The 21,123-nt window shown below is 67.5% G+C and carries 20 protein-coding genes; 15 read left to right on the top strand and 5 right to left on the bottom strand.

The window, feature by feature from the left end:
- Window positions 1–67 precede the first annotated feature (67 nt).
- The 5 genes from RKE40_RS11175 (at window position 68) to RKE40_RS11195 (ending at window position 4,770) form a co-directional block, all read left to right on the top strand.
- On the top strand, window positions 68–1,156 hold the full coding sequence (locus RKE40_RS11175; protein WP_316018319.1) for a MaoC family dehydratase: 1,089 nt from the start codon (window positions 68–70) through the stop codon (window positions 1,154–1,156).
- Window positions 1,157–1,329: 173 nt separating this feature from the next.
- The gene (sdhC, locus tag RKE40_RS11180) at window positions 1,330–1,731 is read left to right on the top strand and encodes a succinate dehydrogenase, cytochrome b556 subunit (RefSeq protein ID WP_390893330.1); all 402 of its coding nucleotides are present in this window, start codon (window positions 1,330–1,332) and stop codon (window positions 1,729–1,731) included.
- Window positions 1,732–1,741: 10 nt separating this feature from the next.
- Complete coding sequence (sdhD, locus tag RKE40_RS11185) at window positions 1,742–2,134, top strand: succinate dehydrogenase, hydrophobic membrane anchor protein (protein ID WP_316018321.1); 393 nt, start codon at window positions 1,742–1,744, stop codon at window positions 2,132–2,134.
- 3 nt (window positions 2,135–2,137) lie between these two features.
- Window positions 2,138–3,970, top strand: coding sequence for a succinate dehydrogenase flavoprotein subunit (gene sdhA, locus RKE40_RS11190; RefSeq protein WP_316018322.1), 1,833 nt, complete (start codon window positions 2,138–2,140; stop codon window positions 3,968–3,970).
- A gap of 14 nt (window positions 3,971–3,984) precedes the next feature.
- On the top strand, window positions 3,985–4,770 hold the full coding sequence (locus tag RKE40_RS11195; RefSeq protein ID WP_066479300.1) for a succinate dehydrogenase iron-sulfur subunit: 786 nt from the start codon (window positions 3,985–3,987) through the stop codon (window positions 4,768–4,770).
- A 131-nt stretch (window positions 4,771–4,901) separates the two neighbouring features.
- Here the strand turns inward: RKE40_RS11195 and RKE40_RS11200 are convergent, their stop codons facing one another.
- Window positions 4,902–6,143: an NAD(P)/FAD-dependent oxidoreductase gene (locus RKE40_RS11200; protein ID WP_316018323.1), complete on the bottom strand. Its 1,242-nt coding sequence runs from the start codon at window positions 6,141–6,143 to the stop codon at window positions 4,902–4,904.
- A complete protein-coding gene (locus RKE40_RS11205) occupies window positions 6,140–6,856 on the bottom strand; it encodes a glutamine amidotransferase (RefSeq protein ID WP_390893325.1) in 717 nt (238 codons plus the stop codon). Before RKE40_RS11205 ends, RKE40_RS11200 begins: the two co-directional genes overlap by 4 nt.
- A gap of 330 nt (window positions 6,857–7,186) precedes the next feature.
- Here RKE40_RS11205 and RKE40_RS11210 point away from each other — a divergent pair, with 330 nt between their 5' ends.
- From RKE40_RS11210 to RKE40_RS11220, 3 genes are read left to right on the top strand one after another with little or no spacing between them, the layout of a single operon-like run.
- Window positions 7,187–7,828, top strand: a complete 642-nt coding sequence (locus RKE40_RS11210; protein ID WP_316018324.1) for a TetR/AcrR family transcriptional regulator — start codon at window positions 7,187–7,189, stop codon at window positions 7,826–7,828.
- Between the two features lie 20 nt (window positions 7,829–7,848).
- On the top strand, window positions 7,849–9,030 hold the full coding sequence (locus RKE40_RS11215) for an efflux RND transporter periplasmic adaptor subunit (RefSeq protein WP_316018325.1): 1,182 nt from the start codon (window positions 7,849–7,851) through the stop codon (window positions 9,028–9,030).
- 11 nt (window positions 9,031–9,041) lie between these two features.
- Complete coding sequence (locus RKE40_RS11220; protein WP_316018326.1) at window positions 9,042–12,203, top strand: efflux RND transporter permease subunit; 3,162 nt, start codon at window positions 9,042–9,044, stop codon at window positions 12,201–12,203.
- A gap of 45 nt (window positions 12,204–12,248) precedes the next feature.
- On the opposite strand, the gene RKE40_RS11225 is transcribed toward RKE40_RS11220, so the two are convergent.
- The gene (locus tag RKE40_RS11225; RefSeq protein ID WP_316018327.1) at window positions 12,249–12,770 is read right to left on the bottom strand and encodes a hypothetical protein; all 522 of its coding nucleotides are present in this window, start codon (window positions 12,768–12,770) and stop codon (window positions 12,249–12,251) included.
- A gap of 93 nt (window positions 12,771–12,863) precedes the next feature.
- On the bottom strand, window positions 12,864–13,769 hold the full coding sequence (locus tag RKE40_RS11230; RefSeq protein WP_316018328.1) for a DMT family transporter: 906 nt from the start codon (window positions 13,767–13,769) through the stop codon (window positions 12,864–12,866).
- Between the two features lie 164 nt (window positions 13,770–13,933).
- Here RKE40_RS11230 and RKE40_RS11235 point away from each other — a divergent pair, with 164 nt between their 5' ends.
- A complete protein-coding gene (locus tag RKE40_RS11235; RefSeq protein WP_316018329.1) occupies window positions 13,934–14,800 on the top strand; it encodes a LysR family transcriptional regulator in 867 nt (288 codons plus the stop codon).
- Between the two features lie 122 nt (window positions 14,801–14,922).
- On the opposite strand, the gene hppD is transcribed toward RKE40_RS11235, so the two are convergent.
- Complete coding sequence (gene hppD, locus RKE40_RS11240; protein ID WP_316018330.1) at window positions 14,923–16,056, bottom strand: 4-hydroxyphenylpyruvate dioxygenase; 1,134 nt, start codon at window positions 16,054–16,056, stop codon at window positions 14,923–14,925.
- Window positions 16,057–16,186: 130 nt separating this feature from the next.
- Between hppD and RKE40_RS11245 the strand changes: the two genes are divergently transcribed.
- From RKE40_RS11245 to RKE40_RS11270, 6 genes are all read left to right on the top strand, one after another.
- The gene (locus RKE40_RS11245; protein WP_316018331.1) at window positions 16,187–16,657 is read left to right on the top strand and encodes an Lrp/AsnC family transcriptional regulator; all 471 of its coding nucleotides are present in this window, start codon (window positions 16,187–16,189) and stop codon (window positions 16,655–16,657) included.
- A gap of 54 nt (window positions 16,658–16,711) precedes the next feature.
- Window positions 16,712–17,293 (top strand): cob(I)yrinic acid a,c-diamide adenosyltransferase, encoded by a 582-nt coding sequence (locus RKE40_RS11250; RefSeq protein ID WP_316018332.1) that lies wholly within the window; start codon window positions 16,712–16,714, stop codon window positions 17,291–17,293.
- Between the two features lie 4 nt (window positions 17,294–17,297).
- Window positions 17,298–17,987 carry a rhomboid family intramembrane serine protease gene (locus tag RKE40_RS11255; RefSeq protein ID WP_316018333.1) on the top strand — a complete coding sequence of 230 codons (690 nt, stop codon included), beginning with the start codon at window positions 17,298–17,300 and terminating at the stop codon, window positions 17,985–17,987.
- 147 nt (window positions 17,988–18,134) lie between these two features.
- The gene (locus tag RKE40_RS11260) at window positions 18,135–18,884 is read left to right on the top strand and encodes an electron transfer flavoprotein subunit beta/FixA family protein (RefSeq protein ID WP_316018334.1); all 750 of its coding nucleotides are present in this window, start codon (window positions 18,135–18,137) and stop codon (window positions 18,882–18,884) included.
- A 3-nt stretch (window positions 18,885–18,887) separates the two neighbouring features.
- Window positions 18,888–19,835 carry an electron transfer flavoprotein subunit alpha/FixB family protein gene (locus tag RKE40_RS11265; RefSeq protein WP_316018335.1) on the top strand — a complete coding sequence of 316 codons (948 nt, stop codon included), beginning with the start codon at window positions 18,888–18,890 and terminating at the stop codon, window positions 19,833–19,835.
- 183 nt (window positions 19,836–20,018) lie between these two features.
- Window positions 20,019–20,900: a 3-hydroxybutyryl-CoA dehydrogenase gene (locus RKE40_RS11270; RefSeq protein WP_316018336.1), complete on the top strand. Its 882-nt coding sequence runs from the start codon at window positions 20,019–20,021 to the stop codon at window positions 20,898–20,900.
- Window positions 20,901–21,123 lie beyond the last annotated feature (223 nt).

Genomic DNA, 21,123 nt, shown 5'->3' on the forward strand with positions numbered 1-21,123 from the left:
CGCGGCAGGCTGGACGGCGCCATCTGCTGCGTTGCACAATCGGTTCCAACCGTTCCGGGAGGAATTCATGGCGGATATGTCGACGGCCGATGCCGGCAGAAGCACTGTGGCCAAGACCAGCCCCGGCCGTTTCTTCGAGGATTTCCGGCTGGGCGAGACGATCGTCCATGCGACGCCGCGTACCGTCACGAGCGGCGATGTCACGCTCTATACCGCGCTTTACGGCCCGCGTTTCGCGGTGCAGTCGTCGGACGCCTTCGCCAAGGCGATCGGCTATCCCGGGGCGCCGGTCGACGATCTCCTCGTTTTCCACATCGTCTTCGGCAAGACGGTGCCGGACATCTCGATCAATGCGGTCGCCAATCTCGGCTATGCCGATGGGCGTTTTCTGAAGTCGGTCTATCCCGGCGACACGTTGTCTGCGACCTCGGAGGTCATTGGGCTGAAGCAGACCTCGGGCGGCGATTCCGGCATCGTCTATGTCCGCTCGATCGGCCGCAACCAGCATGGCGAGATCGTGCTGAGCTATGCCCGCTGGGTGCTCGTGCGCAAGCGCAGCCCCGGCACGCCGGCGGCGTTCGAGCTCGTTCCAGAGCTGCCCAAGGCGGTGCTACCGGAAGCGTTGGGCGAGAGTTGCCCGGCGCTGGCGCTCGCCGGCTATGACGACGGGCTCGCCGGCTCGCCTTTTCGATGGGGCGACTACCAGGCGGGCGAGCGCATCGACCATGTCGACGGCATGACCGTCGAGGAGGCTGAGCACCAGATCGCGACGCGGCTCTATCAGAACACCGCAAAAGTTCATTTCGACGGCTATGGCGCGCGCGAGACCCGTTTCGGCAAGCGCCTGATCTATGGCGGTCATGTCATCAGCCTGGCGCGGGCGCTCTCCTTCAACGGGCTCGGCAACGCCTTCCATATTGCCGCGATCAATGCCGGCCGGCATGTCGCACCGCTGTTTTCGGGCGACACGGTCTATGCCTGGAGCGAGGTGCTGGAGGCGGCCGAACTGCCGGGACGCGAGGATGTCGGTGCGCTGCGCCTGCGTCTCGTCGCGACCAAGAACCTGCCCTGCAACGAGCTTCCGTTGAAACAGGGCGACCAGTATGCCGAGGGCGTTATTCTCGATTTCGACTACTGGGCGCTGCTGCCGCGTTGAGGCCTGGCAGCGTGCAGGCGCCGGGTCCGCAGGCCGAAGTTACACAAATGCATTTCTGTAACCTGGCCTTGACGCTATCGCATTGCAGCAGAGATCGGGTTTCGTTAGAGAGCCATACACTCTAGAACGATACCAAGAGATCGTTCGCCTGCGAGCTCGAAGGTTCGGGAGTCATCAACTTGGCCGAGGTCAAACCGGCGGCGCGGCCGCTTTCGCCGCATCTGCAGATCTATCGCTGGTCCTGGACGATGGCGATGTCCGTCGCTCATCGCGCCACCGGGGCGGCGCTCTATGGCGGCACGCTGCTGGTCGCGCTCTGGCTCATTGCGGCCGCTTCCGGCCCCGGCGCCTATGATACAGCGCAAGCGATCGCCGGCTCGGTGCTCGGCCGGCTCGTGCTGTTCGGCTACACCTTCGTGCTGCTCCACCACATGGTCGGTGGCCTGCGCCATTTCATCTGGGACATGGGTCATGGCTACGATCCGCAGACCCGGATGAACCTCGCCAAGTTCAGCGGCCTGGTCTCCGGCATCCTGACCCTGCTGGTCTGGATCGTCGCCTACGCCGTGCGCTGAGGAAACGCCGATGCTCTCCAAATCGTCGATGCGCACCCCGCTCGCCCGCGTCCGCGGCCTCGGCTCGGCCAAGTCCGGCACCGGGCACTTCTGGCTGCAGCGCGTCACCGCCGTCGCCAACGTTCTCCTGACGATCGCCTTCCTGCTCGTCGTGATCTCGCTGATCGGCAAGCCCTATCCGGCCGCCGTGGCGACGCTGGCGAACCCGCTGGTGGCGATCCTGATGCTGCTCTTCGTGGTCTCGGGCGCGGTGCATATGCGCCTCGGCATGCAGGTCATCATCGAGGACTACATCCACAGCGAGGGCCTGAAGATCCTGGCCGTGATGGCCAACACCTTCTTCGCGATCGCGGTCGGCGCCGCCTGCGCCTTCGCATTGCTCAAGCTCTCTTTCGGAGGCTGAACCATGGCGCTCACCCGTGGCCCCTCGCGGCCGGCCTATACCGGCCAGGCCTACCCCATCACCGACCATAGCTTCGACGTCGTCGTCGTCGGCGCCGGCGGCGCGGGCCTGCGTGCCACCGTCGGCTGCTCGCAGGCCGGCCTGCGCACCGCCTGCATCAGCAAGGTCTTCCCGACGCGCTCGCACACCGTCGCGGCCCAGGGCGGCGTCGCCGCCTCGCTCGGCAACATGGGCAAAGACACCTGGCAGTGGCACATGTACGACACCGTCAAGGGGTCGGACTGGCTCGGCGACCAGGATGCGATCGAGTATCTCGTCCGCAACGCGCCGGCTGCCGTCTACGAGCTCGAGCACTGGGGCGTGCCCTTCTCGCGCACCGAGAGCGGCAAGATCTACCAGCGCCCCTTCGGCGGCATGACCACCGAGTTCGGCGAGGGCCCGCCGGCCCAGCGCACCTGCGCCGCCGCCGATCGCACCGGCCACGCCATGCTGCACACGCTCTATGGCCAGGCGCTGCGCTACAACACCGAGTTCTTCATCGAGTACTTCGCCATCGACCTGATCATGGACGATGACGGCCATTGCCGCGGCGTGATCGCGCTCAAGCTCGATGACGGCACGCTGCACCGCTTCCGCTCGCAGCAGACCATCCTGGCGACCGGCGGCTATGGCCGCGCCTATTTCTCGGCGACCTCGGCCCATACCTGCACCGGCGATGGCGGCGGCATGGTGCTGCGCGCCGGCCTGCCGCTGCAGGACATGGAGTTCGTGCAGTTCCACCCGACCGGCATCTACGGCTCGGGCTGCCTGATCACCGAGGGCGCGCGCGGCGAGGGCGGCTACCTCACCAATTCCGAGGGCGAGCGCTTCATGGAGCGCTATGCCCCCTCGGCCAAGGACCTCGCCTCGCGCGACGTCGTCTCACGCTCGATGACCATGGAGATCCGTGGCGGGCGCGGCGTCGGCAAGAACAAGGACCACATCTACCTGCATCTCGACCATCTCGACCCGAAGATCCTGCACGAGCGCCTGCCCGGCATCTCGGAAAGCGCCAAGATCTTCGCCGGCGTCGACGTGACTCGCGAGCCGATCCCGGTGCTGCCGACGGTGCACTACAACATGGGCGGCATCCCGACGAACTTCCACGGCGAGGTCCTGACCAAGGTCGGCGGCGATCCCGATGCGGTGGTGCCGGGCCTGATGGCGATCGGCGAGGCGGCCTGCGTCTCCGTGCACGGTGCCAACCGCCTCGGCTCGAACTCGCTGATCGACCTCGTCGTCTTCGGCCGCGCGGCCGGGCTGCGCTGCGCCGAGACGGTCAAGGCCGGCGAGAAGCAGCCGGAGCTGCAGAAGAACTCGGCCGACCTCTCGCTGTCGCGCCTCGACAAGTACCGCAACGCCAAGGGTGGGACCTCGACCGCCGATCTGCGCGACCGCATGCAGCGGACCATGCAGAACAACTGCGCGGTCTACCGCACCGGCGAGACGCTGGAAGAGGGCCACAAGCTGATCCACGAGGTCTGGGGCGGCATCACCGACATCGCCGTGACCGACCGCTCGCTGATCTGGAACTCGGACCTGATCGAGACGCTGGAGTTCGAGAACCTGATCACCCAGGCCGTGGTGACCATGGATTCGGCCCTGAACCGTCCGGAAAGCCGCGGCGCCCATGCCCGCGAGGACTATCCGAACCGCGACGACAAGGACTGGATGAAGCACACGCTCGCCTGGATCGACGACGAGAAGCGCACCGTCACGCTCGACGACCGTCCGGTGCACACCTACACGCTCTCGAACGACATCGAGTACATCAAGCCCAAGGCGCGGGTGTATTGAGGACGATCTGAACGATGGCCGAATTCAATCTTCCTCAGAACTCCCGCCTGACCGAGGGCAAGGCCTGGCCGAAGCCGGCCGGCGCCAAGAAGGTCACCGAGTTCAAGGTCTATCGCTGGAACCCCGACGACACCGCCAATCCGCGTACCGACACCTATTATGTCGACCGCGAGGATTGCGGGCCGATGGTCCTCGACGCGCTGATCTGGATCAAGAACAAGGTCGACCCGACGCTGACCTTCCGGCGCTCCTGCCGCGAGGGCATCTGCGGTTCCTGCGCCATGAACATGGACGGCAAGAACGGGCTCGCCTGCACCACCGGCATCGATGAGTGCGGCTCCAAGGGCAAGGTCGCGATCTACCCGCTGCCGCACATGCCGGTGGTCAAGGACCTGGTCCCCGACCTCACCCGCTTCTACGCCCAGCACGCCTCGATCGAGCCCTGGCTCAAGACGACGACGCCGGCGCCGGAGAAGGAATGGTCGCAGGCCAAGGACGACCGCGAGAAGCTCGACGGGCTCTATGAGTGCATCCTCTGCGCCTGCTGCTCGACCTCGTGCCCGAGCTACTGGTGGAATGGCGACCGCTATCTCGGCCCGGCCGCGCTGCTGCAGGCCTATCGTTGGCTGATCGACTCGCGCGACGAGGCCACCGGCGAGCGCCTCGACGATCTCGAGGACCCGTTCCGGCTCTATCGCTGCCACACCATCATGAACTGCGCCAATGCCTGCCCGAAGGGGCTGAACCCGGCCAAGGCGATCGCCGAGGTCAAGAAGATGATGGTGGCCCGCCAGGTCTGAGACGGCGCGAACGCTACCGGCGCGGCCATCCGACGCGACGGCCTGCGCTTGCAGGGCTCGATCGACGCCAGCCTCCGGGCTGGCGTTTTTCGTTGGCGCTGTACCCGCGCCTCTTCCGATGATCGGGGCCCTTAGCGGATGTACCGCCCCGGTGCGTAGGGCTTCGGGTCGATCGGCGGCGCCTCGCCATTGAGGAGCGCGGCGAGCAATTCGCCGGTCATCGGTCCGGTCGAGAAGCCGAGATGCTGGTTGCCGAAGGCGAGCCAGAGCCCCTGATGCCCGGGCGCGGCGCCGATCATCGGCAGCGAATCCGGCAGGGTCGGCCGGGCCCCGCGCCAGGTCTTGCCGAGCATGCCGCCGAGCGGGAAGGCCTCGCGCGCGCTTTGCGTGACGCTCTCGATCTGGCGCAACTGGTCAGGCGCGTCGCGGAGGCTGAGATCGACGCCGCTGGTGACGCGGTAGCCTTCCTCCATCGGAGTCATGAAATAGGCTGCATCGACATCATAGACCGGCCGGCTCAGGCGGGCGCCGTCGCCCGCCGCGAAATGGCGGTGGTAGCCGCGCTCGACATCGAGCTTCGGATCTAGGCCGAGCGGGCGCAGCAGGTCGGCGCTCCAGGGGCCGAGCGCGATCACGACGTCGCTGGCTTCGTACATGCGTTGCGCGGTCTGGATCCGCCAGAGCGCGCCTTCCCGGCGCAGAGAGCCGACCTCCTCCCGAATGAGGGTGCCGCCGCGGGCGACGAACAGGGCGGCGTAGCCGGCGGTGACGGCGCCGGGCGAGTCAAACGAACCATTGGCGGCAATGAAGAGGCCGGTCGGAAAGATCGGGTTGAGCGAGGGTTCGAGCGCCGAGATGCCTTGCCGGTCGAGGATCTCGGATTCGATGCCATGCGCCTTCAGCAGCTCCTGCTCGGCGCGGGCCGACGCGAGGCCGGCCTCGCTGCGCCAGAGCTTGAGCGTGCCGGTCTCGCGCAGGCGATGGGAGATGCCGGCCTGCTGCATCAGGGCGCGGTGCCGCGTCACCGCCGTCGCGGTCAACCCGTCCATCGCCGCGATCCGGGCTGCGGCCTGCGACGCACGCCCTTCCCAGAGGAAGCGCAGCATCCAGCCCGGACTGGTGAGCGCGCGCCGCCAGTCGAGATGTAGGGCCGGATGGCGGTTGCCGAGATAGCCCGGAAGCTTGGCGTAGAGCCCGGGATTGTTGAGCGGCACCAGCGAGGAGCGGCCGATCACGCCGGCATTGCCATAGGAGGTTTCGCGGCCGGGCTCCTTCCGGTCGAGCAGGGTGACGGCGAAGCCGCGCTGCTGCAGCGCGAGCGCGCAGGAGACGCCGACGATGCCGGCGCCGAGGACGAGGATGGTGCGGCTCACGCGGTCGGGCCTGTGCTGGTTGCCGGCTGCTTCAGCCAGTGATCGAGGAAGGCGTCGAGCCAGCTGCGGACGGCCGGGTCGTACTGGTACCAGCCGTCGAGATGCTGCTGGCGCAGCTGCGCGCCGGGCATCAGCGTGCGCTCATGACCGCGGACCGACCAGCGGCACATCATCGCCGGCGTCACCTCGGGGTGAAACTGGATGCCATAGGCTTGCTCGCCGGCGCGGATCGCCTGCACCGGGAAGTCGCCGCCAGTGGCGAGGCATTCGGCGCCGGCCGGGCAGTCGAAGCCCTCGCGGTGCCATTGATAGACGGTGTCCGGCCAGGCGAAGCCGGCCGCTTCTGCGTGGCTCCTGCCAGCTTCGGTCTGGTCGAGCCGGTAGTATCCGACCTCGGCGCGGCCCTGCGGATGGGTGTAGACCGTGCCGCCGAGATGCCGGGTCAGCATCTGGGCTCCCAGGCAAATGCCGAGAAAGGGTGCCTGTTCCTTGAGGCAGACCCCGATCCAGTCGATCTCGGCCTTGACGAAATCGTCGGGGTCGTTGGCGCTCATCGGGCCGCCGAAAATCACCGCTCCGGCATGCTCACGCATGGTCTGGGGCAGCGGGTCGCCGAAGCGCGGCTTGCGGATGTCCAGCGCATATCCGCGCTCCGCCAGGAGGCGGCCGACGCGGCCGGCCGTGGAATGCTCCTGATGCAACACGATCAGCACAGGTTTCCGCGGCGGAGGCAGACGGTCGAGGCGCGTGCGAAGCCGGCGCCGGTATGGAAAACGAAAGGACTGGTCGTTCATCGCGGCGGTCGGTTGCGCCCCCGGAACTCTCGGCATGCCTGCTGGCGACAGATGATGCGGGCAGGGGCCGCCATCGGCAAGCGGATTGTCGGGCTCGGCAGGTATGGCGGCGCCCCGCATCGTGCATACTTCATGCAATCTGGTGAACGCATTTACCAGAAATGCAACCGGTGGCCGTATTCCGCATTGACAGCCGAGCCGGCTTCAGGCAATGAGAATGAACGTTCATTCTCATTGTTTGGCCGAACCTTGTCGCACGCAGCAGACCAGCATCAGGCCGAGCGCGGCCTCTCCGATCGCCATATCCGCATTCTCGATGCGGCGGAGCAGGTCTTCGCGCGCTCCGGATTCCATGCCGCGACGATGAACGACGTCGCTCTCGAGGCCGGGATGAGCCCCGGCAATCTCTATCGCTATTTCCCCTCGAAGGACGCGATCGTCGCGGGCATCGCCGAGCGCGACCGCAGCGAGATCGCCGCCGATTTCGCCGGGCTCGATCCACAGAAGGGCGGCTTGCTCGACCAGTTGGAAGAACTTGGTCGTTTCCATCTCGTGCGCAAGCCGCGCGAGAAGGCGATCATCGCCCTGCAGATCTGGGCGGAGGCTGCCCGCAATCCGCAGATGGCGCAGATGTGCGCCGGCATCGACGGCACGGTCGAGCAGGGGCTGACTGAGGCAGTCGCGGTCGCCCGCGAGAATGGCGAGCTGCCTGCCAATCTCGATCAAGCGCGCTTCCTGCAGGCGATATTCATGATGGCCGACGGCTTCTTCTGCCGGCGTGCCGTCGATCCCGAATTCGACGCCGCCGCCGGTGCCGAGACCCTTTTCGCCGCGATGCGCGGGCTGGCAGCGGTGATGCTGCTGCCGCCGGCCGCGGACGATCAACCATGAACGCGCAAAGAGCCGCACCCATGCCTGTCACCCATAAGAGCCTCGTCGTCCTGTCGTTCCTCGCTCTCGCCGGCCTGCCCACGGCTGGTATGGCCCAGGGAACGGCGGCCGCCGCCGTTCAGCAGCCCAGCGCCGGCCCGGCGATCACCGTCACCTCGGCCAAGCGCGGCGAGATCGTCCAGAGCGTCGTCGTCTCCGGCTCGATGATCGCCCGCGACGAGATCATGGTCGCGCCCGAGATCGATGGCTTCGTGATCACCGAACTGCTGGCGGAGGAGGGCGAGCGCGTGGTCGCCGGCCAGGTGCTGGCGCGACTGTCCCGCACCACGCTCGACGTGCAGCGCAGCCAGAACGACGCGCAGATCCAGCGCGCCGAGGCCGGCGTCGACCAGGCCAAGGCGCAGATCGTCGAGGCCGAGGCCAATCTGGTGCAGGCCAACAACGCCTTCGACCGGACGAAGTCGCTGCGCGACACCGGCAATGCCAGCGTCGAGACCTATGATCTGCGCGCCACGGCCGCCCGGGCGGCACAGGCGCGGTTGAACTCGGCCAAGCAGAACCTCGCGATCATGACCGCTGACCTCGCTTTGGCGAAAGCCCAGGGCAAGGACATCGACGTCAAGCTGGCGCGCACCGAGATCAAGACGCCGAAGGCCGGTATCGTCAGCCGCCGCAATGCCCGTCTCGGGGCGATGGCGACGATGGCCGCGGCCGAGCCGCTGTTCAAGGTCATCGCGGACGGTGCCGTCGAGCTCGAGGCGGAGGTCGCCGAGGTCGAGATTCCCAGCCTGAAGCACGGCCAGAAAGTGGCGGTGACGCCGGCCGGGGCGACACAGGCGCTGGAAGGCGAGATCCGCCTGATCGCGCCGGAGGTCGACAAGGCGTCGCGGCTCGGACGGGTGCGCATCGCGCTCAAGGGCAATCCGCCGGTGGCGATCGGCTCCTTCGCCCGCGGCGTCATCGAGACCGGCCGTAAGAACAATGTGGTCCTGCCGCTTTCGGCGATCACCTATACGCGCGCCGGCGCGACCGTGCAGACGGTCAAGGACAGCAAGGTCGCGACCAAGAAGGTCGAGCTCGGCCTGATCGGCGACGGGCGCGCCGAGATCGTCTCCGGCCTCGCCGAGGGCGAGAGCGTGGTCGCACGCGCCGGCACCTTCGTGCGCGACGGTGACGTGATCACCCCCGTCACGACGAACTGACGGGGCCGCGAATGAACATCAACTTCTCAGCCTGGTCGATCCGCAAGCCGGTTCCCTCGATCCTGCTCTTCGTCGTGCTGTGCGTGCTCGGCCTGCTCTCGTTCTCGAAGCTGCCGGTGACGCGCTTCCCGAACATCGACGTGCCGCTCGTCTCGGTAACGGTGACGCAGTCCGGCGCCGCGCCGGCTGAACTCGAAAGTCAGGTCAGCAAGCGCGTCGAGGACGCGGTCGCCAACATCACCGGCGTCAAGCATGTGATGTCGACGCTGACCGACGGGTCTTCGGCGACGGTCATCGAGTTCCGCCTGGAGACCAATACCGACCGGGCGGTCAACGACGTCAAGGATGCGATCGCCAAGATCAGGGCCGATCTGCCGCGGCAGATCGACGAGCCGGTGATCCAGCGCATCGACGTCGAGGGCCAGTCGATCCTGACCTATGGCGCGGCTTCCGCTGGGATGACGCTGGAGCAGCTGTCCTGGCATGTCGACGATGTCGTCGCGCGCGAACTGCAGGGGCTGAAGGGCGTCGGCCGGGTGGAGCGCTATGGCGGCGTCGACCGCGAGATCAGGATCTCGCTCGATCCCGACCGGCTGCTGGCGCTCGGCACCACGGCGGGCGAGGTCAACCGCCAGATCCGCGCGACCAATGTCGACCTCGCGGGCGGCCGCGGCGAGGTCGGCGGCCAGGAGCAGGCGATCCGCACGCTCGCCGGCGCGCGCACCGTTGCGGAACTCGCGGAGAGCAAGATCCAGCTCACCGGCGGGCGCGAGGTCCGCCTGAAGGAGCTCGGCCGCGTCGAGGATTCGAACTCCGAACCGCGTGCCTTCGGCCGGCTCGACAAGCAGCCGGTGGTCTCCTTCGCGGTGTTCCGCTCGAAGGGATCGAGCGAGCTCTCGGTCAAGGACGTCGTCGCGGCCAAGGTCGACGAACTCAACAAGCGCTATCCCGACATCGCGCTGAAGCCGATCGACGATGCGGTCGCCTACACCCATGGCAACTACAAGGCGGCGATGGAGACGCTCCTGGAGGGTGCGGCGCTCGCCGTGCTGGTCGTCTTCCTGTTCCTGCGCAACTGGCGCGCGACGCTGATCACCGCGGTCGCGCTGCCGCTCTCGGCGATCCCGACCTTCTGGGCGATGGAGATGATGGGCTTCTCGCTCAACCTCGTCAGCCTGCTCGGCATCACGCTGGTGACTGGCATCCTGGTCGACGACGCCATCGTCGAGATCGAGAACATCGTCCGGCACATGCGGATGGGCAAATCGCCCTATCGCGCCGCGATGGAGGCGGCCGACGAGATCGGCCTCGCCGTCATCGCGATCACGCTGACCATCGTCGCGATCTTCGCGCCGGTCTCGTTCATGGGCGGGGTCGCCGGACAGTATTTCAGGCAGTTCGGGCTCACGGTCGCGGTCGCGGTGCTGTTCTCGCTCTTGGTGGCGCGGCTGATCACGCCGATGATGGCGGCCTATCTGATGCGGCCGGTGGACCATCAGGAGCCCAAGGACGGCTTCGTGATGCGCGGCTATGTCGGGCTGCTCAAGGCGACGCTGAAGATCCGCTACCTCACGCTGGTGATCGGCTTCGTCTTCCTGTGGGGCTCGATCCAGGCGACCGCGCTGCTGCCCACGGGCTTCATCCCGGAGGAGGATACCGCGCGCGTCGTCGCATCAGTCGAACTGCCGCCCGGCTCGACGCTCGAGGACACCCGCATCACCAGCGACAAGATCGTCGACAAGCTGCGCGAGATCCCCGAGGTGACCAGGGTCTTCGTGCTCGGCGGGGCGTCGCCGACCGGCCAGCGCGAGGTCCGCCGCGCCGCGGTCTTCATCATGCTGCAGCCGAAGGCCGAGCGCTCGATCCCGCAAAAGGAGCTCAAGGTCACGATCGCCGAGAAGCTCGCCTCGGTGCCGGATGTCCGTGCCTGGTATGTCAACGAGCGCGGCGAGCGCGAGATGGCGTTCTCGATCCTCTCCAAGGACGGCGACGCGCTCGACGAGGCGGTGGCCCGGATCGAGGCGCGCATGCGCAAGGTCGACGGCTATCTCAACGTTGCGACCGCCGGCTCGCTGAGCCGGCCGGAGATGCGGGTCACGCCGAAGCTCGAACAGGCCGCCAATCTCGGCGTCACGCCGGAGGCGATCTCGGAGGCGATCCGCGTCGCGACCATCGGTGACATCGGCGCCAATCTTGCCAAGTTCAACGCCGGCGACCGGCTGGTGCCGATCCGCGTCCAGCTCGACGAGCAGGCGCGCACCGACATCCGCAACATCGCGGCGCTGCGCGTCACCAATGTCAACGGCGTCTCGGTGCCCTTGACCGCGGTGGCCGAGATCGGCTTCGGCGAAGGCCCCTCCTCGATCGACCGCTATGACCGCGTCCGCCGGGCCGCGATCGGCGCCGACCTGAAGCGCGGCTTCGAGCTCGGCACGGCGCAGGAGACTTTCAACAAGATCGTCGAGGAGGTCGGCCTGCCCGAGGGTGTGCGGATCGCCGCGACCGGCGATGCCGAGATCCAGGGCGAGGTCGTGCAGGGCTTCATCACGGCGATGACCACCGGGCTGATGCTGGTGCTCGCCGTGCTGATCCTGCTGTTCGGCTCGGTCTTCCAGCCGATCACCATCCTGCTCTCGCTGCCGCTCTCCTTCGGTGGCGTGGTGATCGCGCTGCTCGCGACCAACAACCCGGTCTCGATGCCGGTCTATATCGGCCTGCTGATGCTGATGGGCATCGTCACCAAGAACGCGATCATGCTGGTCGATTTCGCTGTCGAGGAAGTCGGGCGCGGCAAGGACAGGATGACGGCGCTGATCGAGGCCGGCCGCAAGCGCGCGCGGCCGATCGTGATGACGACGATCGCCATGGCGGCCGGCATGCTGCCCTCCGCCTATGGCGTCGGCGATGGCGGCGAGTTCCGCTCGCCGATGGCGATCGCGGTGATCGGCGGCCTGATCGTCTCGACGGTGCTCAGTCTCGTCTTCGTGCCGTCCTTCTACACGGTGATGGACGATCTCGGGCGCCTGCTGGCCTGGGCCTTCGGCCGCTTCTTCAGCAAGGCCGAGGACGAGTCGACCTGGGAGCCGATCCACGATCCCGAGCAGACGCCGGGCGAGGCCAGCGCCAAGGCGATGACCGGAAAGCTCGCCCCGCCGCGACTGGCGGCGGAGTGAGAGAGCCAAGGGCCTGCCTCCGGGCAGGCCCTCTTCGTTGGTGGCTCAATCCTCGCGCAAGGCGAGATCGAGGTTCTGGCCCTTGCCCGGCTGGCTGCCGCGCAATGTCAAAGCGATGCCGCCTTCCTGGCGGGTGATCGTCAAGGTCGCCGGCGGGTTCGGGCGCACGCTCTCGGCGGTCTCGTTGAAGGCGAGAGTCAGCCGCTGGCCCTGCCGCCGGCCGCCGAGATCGGCCACCGTTCCGGTACTTTCCCGGAATGTGCCGGCGTAGCGCCCGGTGCTGGGATCGTGCCGGAGCTCGATCCGGATCGTCGCGCTGAAGATCGCGGCGGTGCGGCAGCTGCCGTCGAGGCTGAGCCGCGGGCCCTGCTGGTCGCCGTTGAACTGGCATTTGAGGGAGCGGCTGCTTCCACCGGCGTTCTGAAGCGTGCCATCGCCGCTGAAGCGCCCTTCGAGCGCGTTGAGGAAGCTTGCTTCGCCGTTGCCGGGCTCGGTTTGGGCGGCGCAGGTGCCCGCCAGCAGCAGGGCGGCCACGGCGCAGGCTATCGCCATCGGATATTGTTTCATGACTGCTCCTCCTGCCGGCTAAACGTCGGAGGAGCGGTTTTGATCGGCCGAAGGCTGAAATCGTGAAGTGAGCCGCCGGCCCTGGAGTCAGCCTCAGCCCTTCCTGACCATCAGTACGGCGGCCAGAATAGCGACGCCGCCGAAGGCCTGGGCGGGGCTCGGCTGCTCGGCGAAGATCGCCCAGGCGGCGAGAACCGAGACCAGCGAGGGCCAGACCATGACCAGCGAGGTCGCGTTGGCGCCGTAATGGCCGAGCGCCAGCGTGATCAGCCCCTGGCCCATGGCATGGGAGATCAGGCCGAGCGCTGCGACGGCGAGCCAGCCGGTCAGGCTCTGCGGCAGGATGGTCTCGCCGAGGGCAAGAGCTGCGGCGAGGCAGAAGACGGCGCAGATCGCGGTCGAGATCAGGCCGATGCGGCCGGCATCGGCGCGGTTGCGGGCGCGGCGGACGGCGAGGATATAGGCGGCGTAGGAGAAGGCCGCGCCGACGGCGAGCGTGTCGCCGAGCAGGGAGCCGGCGGCGGGTGCGCCGGTGAACTTGGGCAGCACCAGCATGCCGGCGCCGCCCAGCGCCAGCAGCAGGGCGCCGAGGATGCGCCGCGTCGGGCGCTCGCCGAAGATCAGCCAGCCGCCGAGGATGACGCCGACCGGCGAGAGATTGCCGAGCAGCGAGGCGTTGGCAATCGTCGTGTGCAGCAGCGAGCCGTTGTAGAGGATGACGTCGACGCCGAAGGCGATGCCGGCGAGCGTGATCGGGAAGAGCGCGCCGGACCTGACGCCCGCCGTCCCGCTGCGACGCCCCTCCAGCGCCATCCAGGCGCCGAGCACCGGCAGCGCGAACAGCATGCGCCAGAAGCCGGCGGCGGCGGGGCCGACATCGGCGAAGCGCACGAAGATGCCGGAGAAGCCGATGCAGGTGGCGCCCAGCATCAGGATGAGGAACATGCCGAACGCCGGCGAGGCCGGGCGGTCGGAAAGGCTGAGGCCGGGGGCGGACATCGGGCAGCTTTCGGTCGCTACATGCGAGCCCTGATCCTGAGGAGCCGGCGCGCGACTCCTCAGGATGAGGGCTGTCTTGGTGCCTGCCGCTATAGGCCGCTTCCGGCAATCGGAAAAACGGATTATTCTGATTCATCTATTGGCGTTTCCGATGGAGCGCGAACATGTCCACCCATCTCGATCTCGACGCGCTCGCCATGCTGGTCGCGGTCGCTGAAACCGGTGGTTTCACTGCCGCCGGGCAGCGGCTCGGCAGGACGCAATCAGCGATCTCCGGGCGCATCCAGGATCTCGAGGCGACGCTCGGCCGGCAGCTACTGGAGCGCTCGCGCCGCGGCGTCACCCCGACCGAGGCGGGCGAGCGGCTGCTCGCCCATGCGCGCCGCCTGCTCGCAGTCGAATGCGAGGCGCGGGCCGAGCTCGCCGGCGACAAGGCCTCGGGGCGGCTGCGCATCGGCGTGCCCGACGACTATGTCGACGCTTATCTGCGGCCGCTGATCATGCGATTCTCGGCCGAGCATCCGCGCGTCGAGCTTGAAGTGCATTGCGAGCTCTCGAAGCGGATCGAGCCGGCGGTCGCGGCCGGCGAGCTCGATCTGGCGGTGATCACCCAGGATCCCGGTCGGCCCAAGGGCGAGCGCCTCAGGCGCGAGCCGCTGGTCTGGGTTGCCGGTCGCGGCCACCGGCCGGAGCTGGAGGAAACCTTGCCGCTGGGCCTGTTCAACGAGGGCTGCCGGGCGCGACCGCGCATCCTGGCGGCGCTCGAGGCGGCCGAGCGGCCGCACCGGCTGGTGTTCTCCTCATCGCATATGGCCGGGCTGCTCTCGGCGGTGGAGGCGGGGCTCTGCGTCACCGCCATCACCGAAAGCGCCGTGCCGGCCGGGCTACGGCGGCTCGCCCCGGCCGACGGGCTGCCGGTGCTGTTCGAACTGTCGGTCGGACTGGTGATCGCGCCGGGAGCGGGGCTCGCGGCGCGGCATTTCGCGCAGGCGCTGCGCGAGGCGATGACGGCGCCGAAGCTCGCGGCCTGACTGGCTGCCTCTACCGTCATGCTCGCCCTTGTGGCGAGCAGCCATGTCTTGAACGTCCCATTGGGTTGGCGACGCGACGACGTGGATGGTCGGGACAAGCCCGACCATGACGGGAGCGCGGCCTATTCCGCCGCCTGCGGCTTCAGCACGCCGCGGCGAATCTGGTCTTCCTCGATCGACTCGAACAGAGCGCGGAAATTGCCCTCGCCGAAGCCGTCATCGCCCTTGCGCTGGATAAACTCGAAGAAGATCGGCCCGACCACGGTGGCGGAGAAGATCTGGAGGAGCACCTTGCTCATCCGGCCGGCCTTCTCGCCGAGCGCGACCGCGCCCTCGCCGTCGATCAGGATGCCGTTGGCCTTCAGGCGCTCGACCGGCTCGCCATGGTTCGGCACGCGGCCATCGACCTTCTCGTAATAGGTCGCCGGCGGCGAGGGCATGAAGGGCAGGCCGTTGGCGCGCAATTGCTCGACGCTGGCGTAGATGTCACGGGCGCCGAGCGCGACATGCTGGATGCCCTCGCCCTTGTACTGGCGCAGGTACTCCTCGATCTGGCTCTTGTCGTCGAGGGATTCGTTGATCGGGATGCGGATCTTGCCGCAGGGCGAGGTCAGCGCCCGCGAGATCAGGCCGGTGAGCTTGCCCTCGATGTTGAAGAAGCGAATCTCGCGGAAATTGAAGAGCTTGCCGTACCAGTCGGCCCAGTGATCCATGCGGCCGCGCATGACGTTGTGGGTGAGGTGGTCGAGATAATACATGCCGGCCTGCTCGGGGTGCGGGTCGCGCTCGCCGAGCCATTCGAAGTCGACATCCCAGATCGAGCCCTTCTCGCCATAGCGCTCGACGAAATAGAGCAGCGAGCCGCCGATGCCCTTGACCGCCGGAATCTGCAGTTCGCCGGGGCCGACCCTAGTCTCGTAGGGTTCGGCGCCGAGCGATACCGCGCGCTCGAAGGCGTGCCTGGCGTCGACGACCCGGAAGGCCATGGCGCAGGCGCAGGGGCCGTGCGCGGCGGCAAAACCCTGGGCGAAGGAATCGGGCTCGGCGTTGACGACGAAATTGACGTCGCCCTGGCGATAGAGCGTCACCTTCTTGGAGCGGTGCTTCGCGACCTTGGTGAAGCCCATCGTCTCGAACAACGCGCCGAGCTTCTCCGGCTCCGGGTGGGCGTATTCGACGAACTCGAAGCCGTCCGTGCCCATCGGATTGGCGTCGGAAATGGCGGGCGGGGCGGTGTCGTGCGGAAACGGGCCCATGGCGTCCTCCTCCTGGGTCTATCTGGATGGAGCATGGTCGCGCATCGCTGCGGCGATGATCTTGCAAAATCGGCCGAGCGAGCGCTTCATTTGCACGAAACGTGCATCATGGAACGGAAACGCTCACGAAATGCCCGCCTTCGACGCATTCGACTGGCGCCTGCTCGAAGCGCTGCAGCAGGACGCCTCGCTGACCAATGGCGCGCTGGCGGAGAAGATCGGCCTGTCGGCAAGCCAGGTCTCGCGCCGGCGCCAGCGGCTCGAGCAGGAGGGCGTGGTGCGCGGCTATCGCGCCCTGATCGATCCCGAGGCGATCGGGCTTGCCGTCACCGTGTTCATCCATGTCGCGCTGAACACCCATTCGCGCGACAATGCCCGGCGCTTCCGTGACCTCGTGAAGCTCACGCCGGCCGTGCTCGAGGCGCATGCCCTGACCGGCGAGGCCGACTACATGCTGAAGGTCGCCGTCGGGGATCTCAAGGAATTGTCGCGGCTGGTGAACGAGGTCCTGCTGCCGCATGAGAGCGTCGCCCGGGTGCGCTCCGAGATCGCGCTGGAGACGCTGAAGGAGCCTGGGCTGCTGCCGCTGCGGCTTGGCTGAGCGCGCGGCGAAACCGCCCCTTCCGCCGGCGCGGCGGCGCGCTATAAAGCTTCCATGGTCATTCTCAATCGCATCTACACGCGCACGGGCGACGACGGCACCACGGCGCTCGCCACCGGGGCGCGCCGGCCGAAATTCGACCTGCGCATCGCCGCCTACGGCACCACCGACGAGACCAATGCCTGCATCGGCATGGCGCGGCTGCACTGCGCCTCCGAGGACGCGACGGTCGACGCGATGCTGGGGCGCATCCAGAACGATCTCTTCGACCTCGGCGCCGAGCTCGCCTCGCCCGATACCGGCGAGAAGCTGGAATGGGAGCCGCTGCGCATCGTCCAGGCACAGGTCGACCGGCTCGAGGCCGAGATCGACACGCTGAACAAGGGGCTCGGCACGCTGCGTTCCTTCGTCCTGCCCGGTGGCACGCCGGCCGCCGCCCATCTGCATCTCGCCCGCACCGTCAGCCGGCGGGCGGAGCGGCTGATGGTCGAGCTCGCCGGCATTCCGGGCGAGAGCGTGGCGAAGCCGGCGCTGAAGTTCATCAACCGGCTTTCCGACTTCCTCTTCGTCGCCTCCCGCTATCTCAACGCCAGGGCGGGGGGCGACGTGCTCTGGACGCCCGGCCAGAACCGCTGAACCGATGTTCGTGCCGCTGCATGACGGCGTGCCGATGCGCTTCATCCGCGTCGCCTACGTCACCTATGCGCTGATCGCGATCTGCGTCCTGCTGCGGCTCATGCTGATGCACTGGACCAGCGAGGCGAGCGAGATCGCGGTTCTCGCCGGCTTCGGCACGATCCCAGCCGTGCTGTTCGGCGAGGCGCAGTTGCCGCCGGAGCTGCTCAAGGCGCCGCCCTGGCTGACGCTCGTCACCGGCATCCTGCTGCATGCCAGCTTCGCCCATCTAGTCGGCAACATGCTGTTCCTCTGGGTCTTCGGCGACAATGTCGAGGACGCGATGGGCCATCTGCGCTTCCTCGTCTTCTTCATGCTCTGCGGCACGGCCGGGGCGCTGCTGCACGCGCTGATGAATCCCGAATCGGAGCAGCCGCTGATCGGTGCTTCCGGCGCGATCTCGGGCGTGATCGCGTCCTATCTGATGCTCTACCCGCGCGTGCGCGTCTGGGGGCTCGCCTTCAAATGGATACCGATCCACATCCCGGCGATGTATGCGCTCGGCGCCTGGATCCTGTTCCAGCTGGTTTCGGCGCTGTTCGACCAGCAGGGTGCGGTCGGCTGGTGGGCGCATCTCGGCGGGCTGGGCGCCGGCGCAGTGCTGACGCCGCTCCTCGTCCGGCGCGGCCAGCCCCTGTTCGGGCGCCCGGCATGAGCCCGGCGCGACCTTCACGCCGTTGACAACGGCAAATGCCCGTCGTTACGGTCCCCGCGCATTCCAGTCGCGGGCCGCGATGCCGAACTGCCGCGATTTCGTTCGGCACCGGTTCACGGTCCTTCTCTCCCGAACGGTGAAGCGCCCATGAAGATCCTCGTGCCTGTCAAGCGGGTTGTCGACTACAACGTGAAGATCCGCGTGAAGGCGGACGGCTCGGGTGTCGAGCTGGCCAATGTCAAGATGTCGATGAACCCCTTCGACGAGATCGCGGTCGAAGAGGCGCTGCGCCTGAAGGAAGCCGGCAAGGCGACCGAGGTCGTCGTGGTCTCGATCGGCCCGGCGCAGGCGGCGGAGACGATCCGCACCGGGCTCGCCATGGGCGCCGATCGCGGCATCCTGGTCAAGGTCGACGGCACGGTCGAGCCGCTCGCCGTCGCCAAGATCCTGAAGAAGGTCGTCGAGCAGGAGACGCCGGAACTCGTCATCCTCGGCAAGCAGGCGATCGACGATGACGCCAACCAGACCGGCCAGATGCTGGCGGCGCTGCTCGGCTGGCCGCAGGGCACCTTCGCCTCGAAGGTCGTGGTCGGCGACGGTTCGATCGACGTCACCCGCGAGGTCGATGGCGGTCTGCAGACCGTCGGGCTGAAGCTGCCCGCGATCGTGACCACCGATCTGCGCCTGAACGAGCCGCGCTATGCCTCGCTGCCGAACATCATGAAGGCGAAGAAGAAGCCGCTCGACGAGACCACGGCGGAGGCGCTGGGCGTCGATGTCGCGCCGCGCCTGACCGTGCTGAAGACCGCCGAGCCGCCGAGCCGCTCGGCCGGCGTCAAGGTCTCCTCCGCCGCCGAACTTGTCTCCAAGCTGAAGAACGAAGCGGGAGTGCTCTGAACCATGACGACGCTGCTGCTCGCCAAGCACGACAACAAGACCCTCAACGAAGCCACCCGCAAGGCCCTGACCGCCGCCAAGGCGCTCGGTGCGCCGGTGCATGTCCTGGTCGCCGGGCACAACGCCAAGGCCGTCGCCGAAGCCGCCGCCAAGCTCGACGGCGTCGAGAAGGTGCTGCATGCCGAGGACGCATCCTACGAGCACCGTCTCGCCGAGCCGCTCGCCGCGCTGATCGTCTCGCTCGCCGGTTCCTATGACGCGCTGGTCGCGCCGGGCACCACGACCGGCAAGAACGTGATGCCGCGCGTCGCCGCCCTGCTCGACGTGATGCAGATCTCGGAAGTGACCAAGGTCGTTTCGGCCGACACCTTCGAGCGCCCGATCTATGCCGGCAACGCCATCCAGACCGTGCAGAGCGGCGATGCCAAGAAGGTCATCACCGTGCGCGGCGCCTCCTTCCAGGCGGCCGGCGACGGCTCTGCGACCGCGCCGATCGAGAGCGTCGCTGCCGTGGCCGATACCGGCATTTCGAGCTTCAAGGGCGAGGAGGTCGCCAAGTCCGATCGTCCGGAGCTCGCCTCGGCCAAGATCATCGTCTCCGGCGGGCGCGCGCTCGCCTCGGCTGAGAATTTCGGCAAGGTGATCGAGCCGGTCGCCGACAGGCTCGGCGCTGCGATGGGTGCCTCGCGCGCCGCGGTCGACGCCGGCTATGCCCCCAACGACTGGCAGGTCGGACAGACCGGCAAGGTCGTGGCGCCGGATCTTTATGTCGCGGTCGGCATTTCCGGCGCGATCCAGCATCTCGCCGGCATGAAGGACTCCAAGGTCATCGTCGCGATCAACAAGGACGAGGAGGCGCCGATCTTCCAGGTCGCCGATTACGGCCTGGTCGGCGATCTCTTCACGATCATGCCCGAGCTCGAGGCCGAGCTCGCCAAGATCGGCAAGTAAGCTCACCAAGGCGGGCCGCAGCGCTGCGGCCCGCGCCAGGGCAGGATGCGAAAAAGCGGGAGCCGGTTTTTCGCATCCTGCCCTAAATTCATGTTGGGAGACGGAACTGGCCTCGAGGCGGAAAGCGGCGCGCTTCCTCTGAAAGGGCATTTGGCTCCAGCCACCGGGAAACAGAAGCGTAACATGGACCAAGAGATCAGGACGATCGGCATCATCGGTGCCGGGCAGATGGGCAACGGCATCGCCCATGTGGCGTCGGTCGCCGGATTCGAGGTCAAGCTGCACGACATTGCCGAGGACCGCATCAAGGCGGCTCTGGCGACGATCGACGGCAACATGGCAAGGCAGGTCTCGAAGGGCGCGATCGCCGACGAGATCCGCCGCGACGCCATGTCGCGGATTGCGGCTGCGCCGTCGCTCGAGGGCCTGGGCTCCTGCGATCTGGTGATCGAAGCCGCGACCGAGAGCGAGGAGGTCAAGCGCAAGATCTTCACCGCGGTCTGCCCTTATCTGCGGCCCGACGCGCTGCTCGCCTCGAACACCTCCTCGATCTCGATCACCCGGCTTGCCGCGGCGACCGATCGTCCCGAGCGCTTCATCGGCATCCACTTCATGAACCCGGTGCCGCTGATGCAGCTCGTCGAGCTGATCCGCGGCATCGCGACCGACGACCACACCTTCGAGCTCGCCAAGGACTTCGTCGCCAAGCTGCACAAGACCGCTTCGGTCTCGGAGGATTTCCCGGCCTTCATCGTCAACCGCATCCTGCTGCCGATGATCAACGAGGCCGTCTACACGCTCTATGAGGGCGTCGGCTCGGTCGAGGCGATCGACACCGCGATGCGGCTCGGCGCGAACCATCCGATGGGCCCGCTCCAGCTCGCCGACTTCATCGGTCTCGACACCTGCCTCTCGGTGATGCAGGTGCTCCATGACGGGCTGGCGGATTCCAAGTACCGGCCCTGCCCGCTGCTGGTGAAATATGTCGAGGCCGGCTGGCTCGGTCGCAAGACCAAGCGCGGTTTCTACGACTACCGCGGCGAGAAGCCGGTCCCGACGCGCTGATTCGCGCGCTGCTCCGGGGGCATTCCCCGGGCGGACCTCTCGACATCACCTATTTGACGCCGTCGTTTCCGCCAGCGCGCCAGGCTCGCCGCGGGAATGACGGCGCTTGGGCGCCTGCCTCTTAACGGACGCTTCACAATCCTGTCGTCTCGCGCTTACATTGTCGGGCTACGGGATTCGTCCGGCTCGATTAAGCGGAGGCGCGATACGGGTGACGGCGCAT

It is taken from the genome of Allobosea rubneri (assembly GCF_032464875.1).
Taxonomy (GTDB): Bacteria; Pseudomonadota; Alphaproteobacteria; order Rhizobiales; family Beijerinckiaceae; genus Allobosea; species Allobosea rubneri.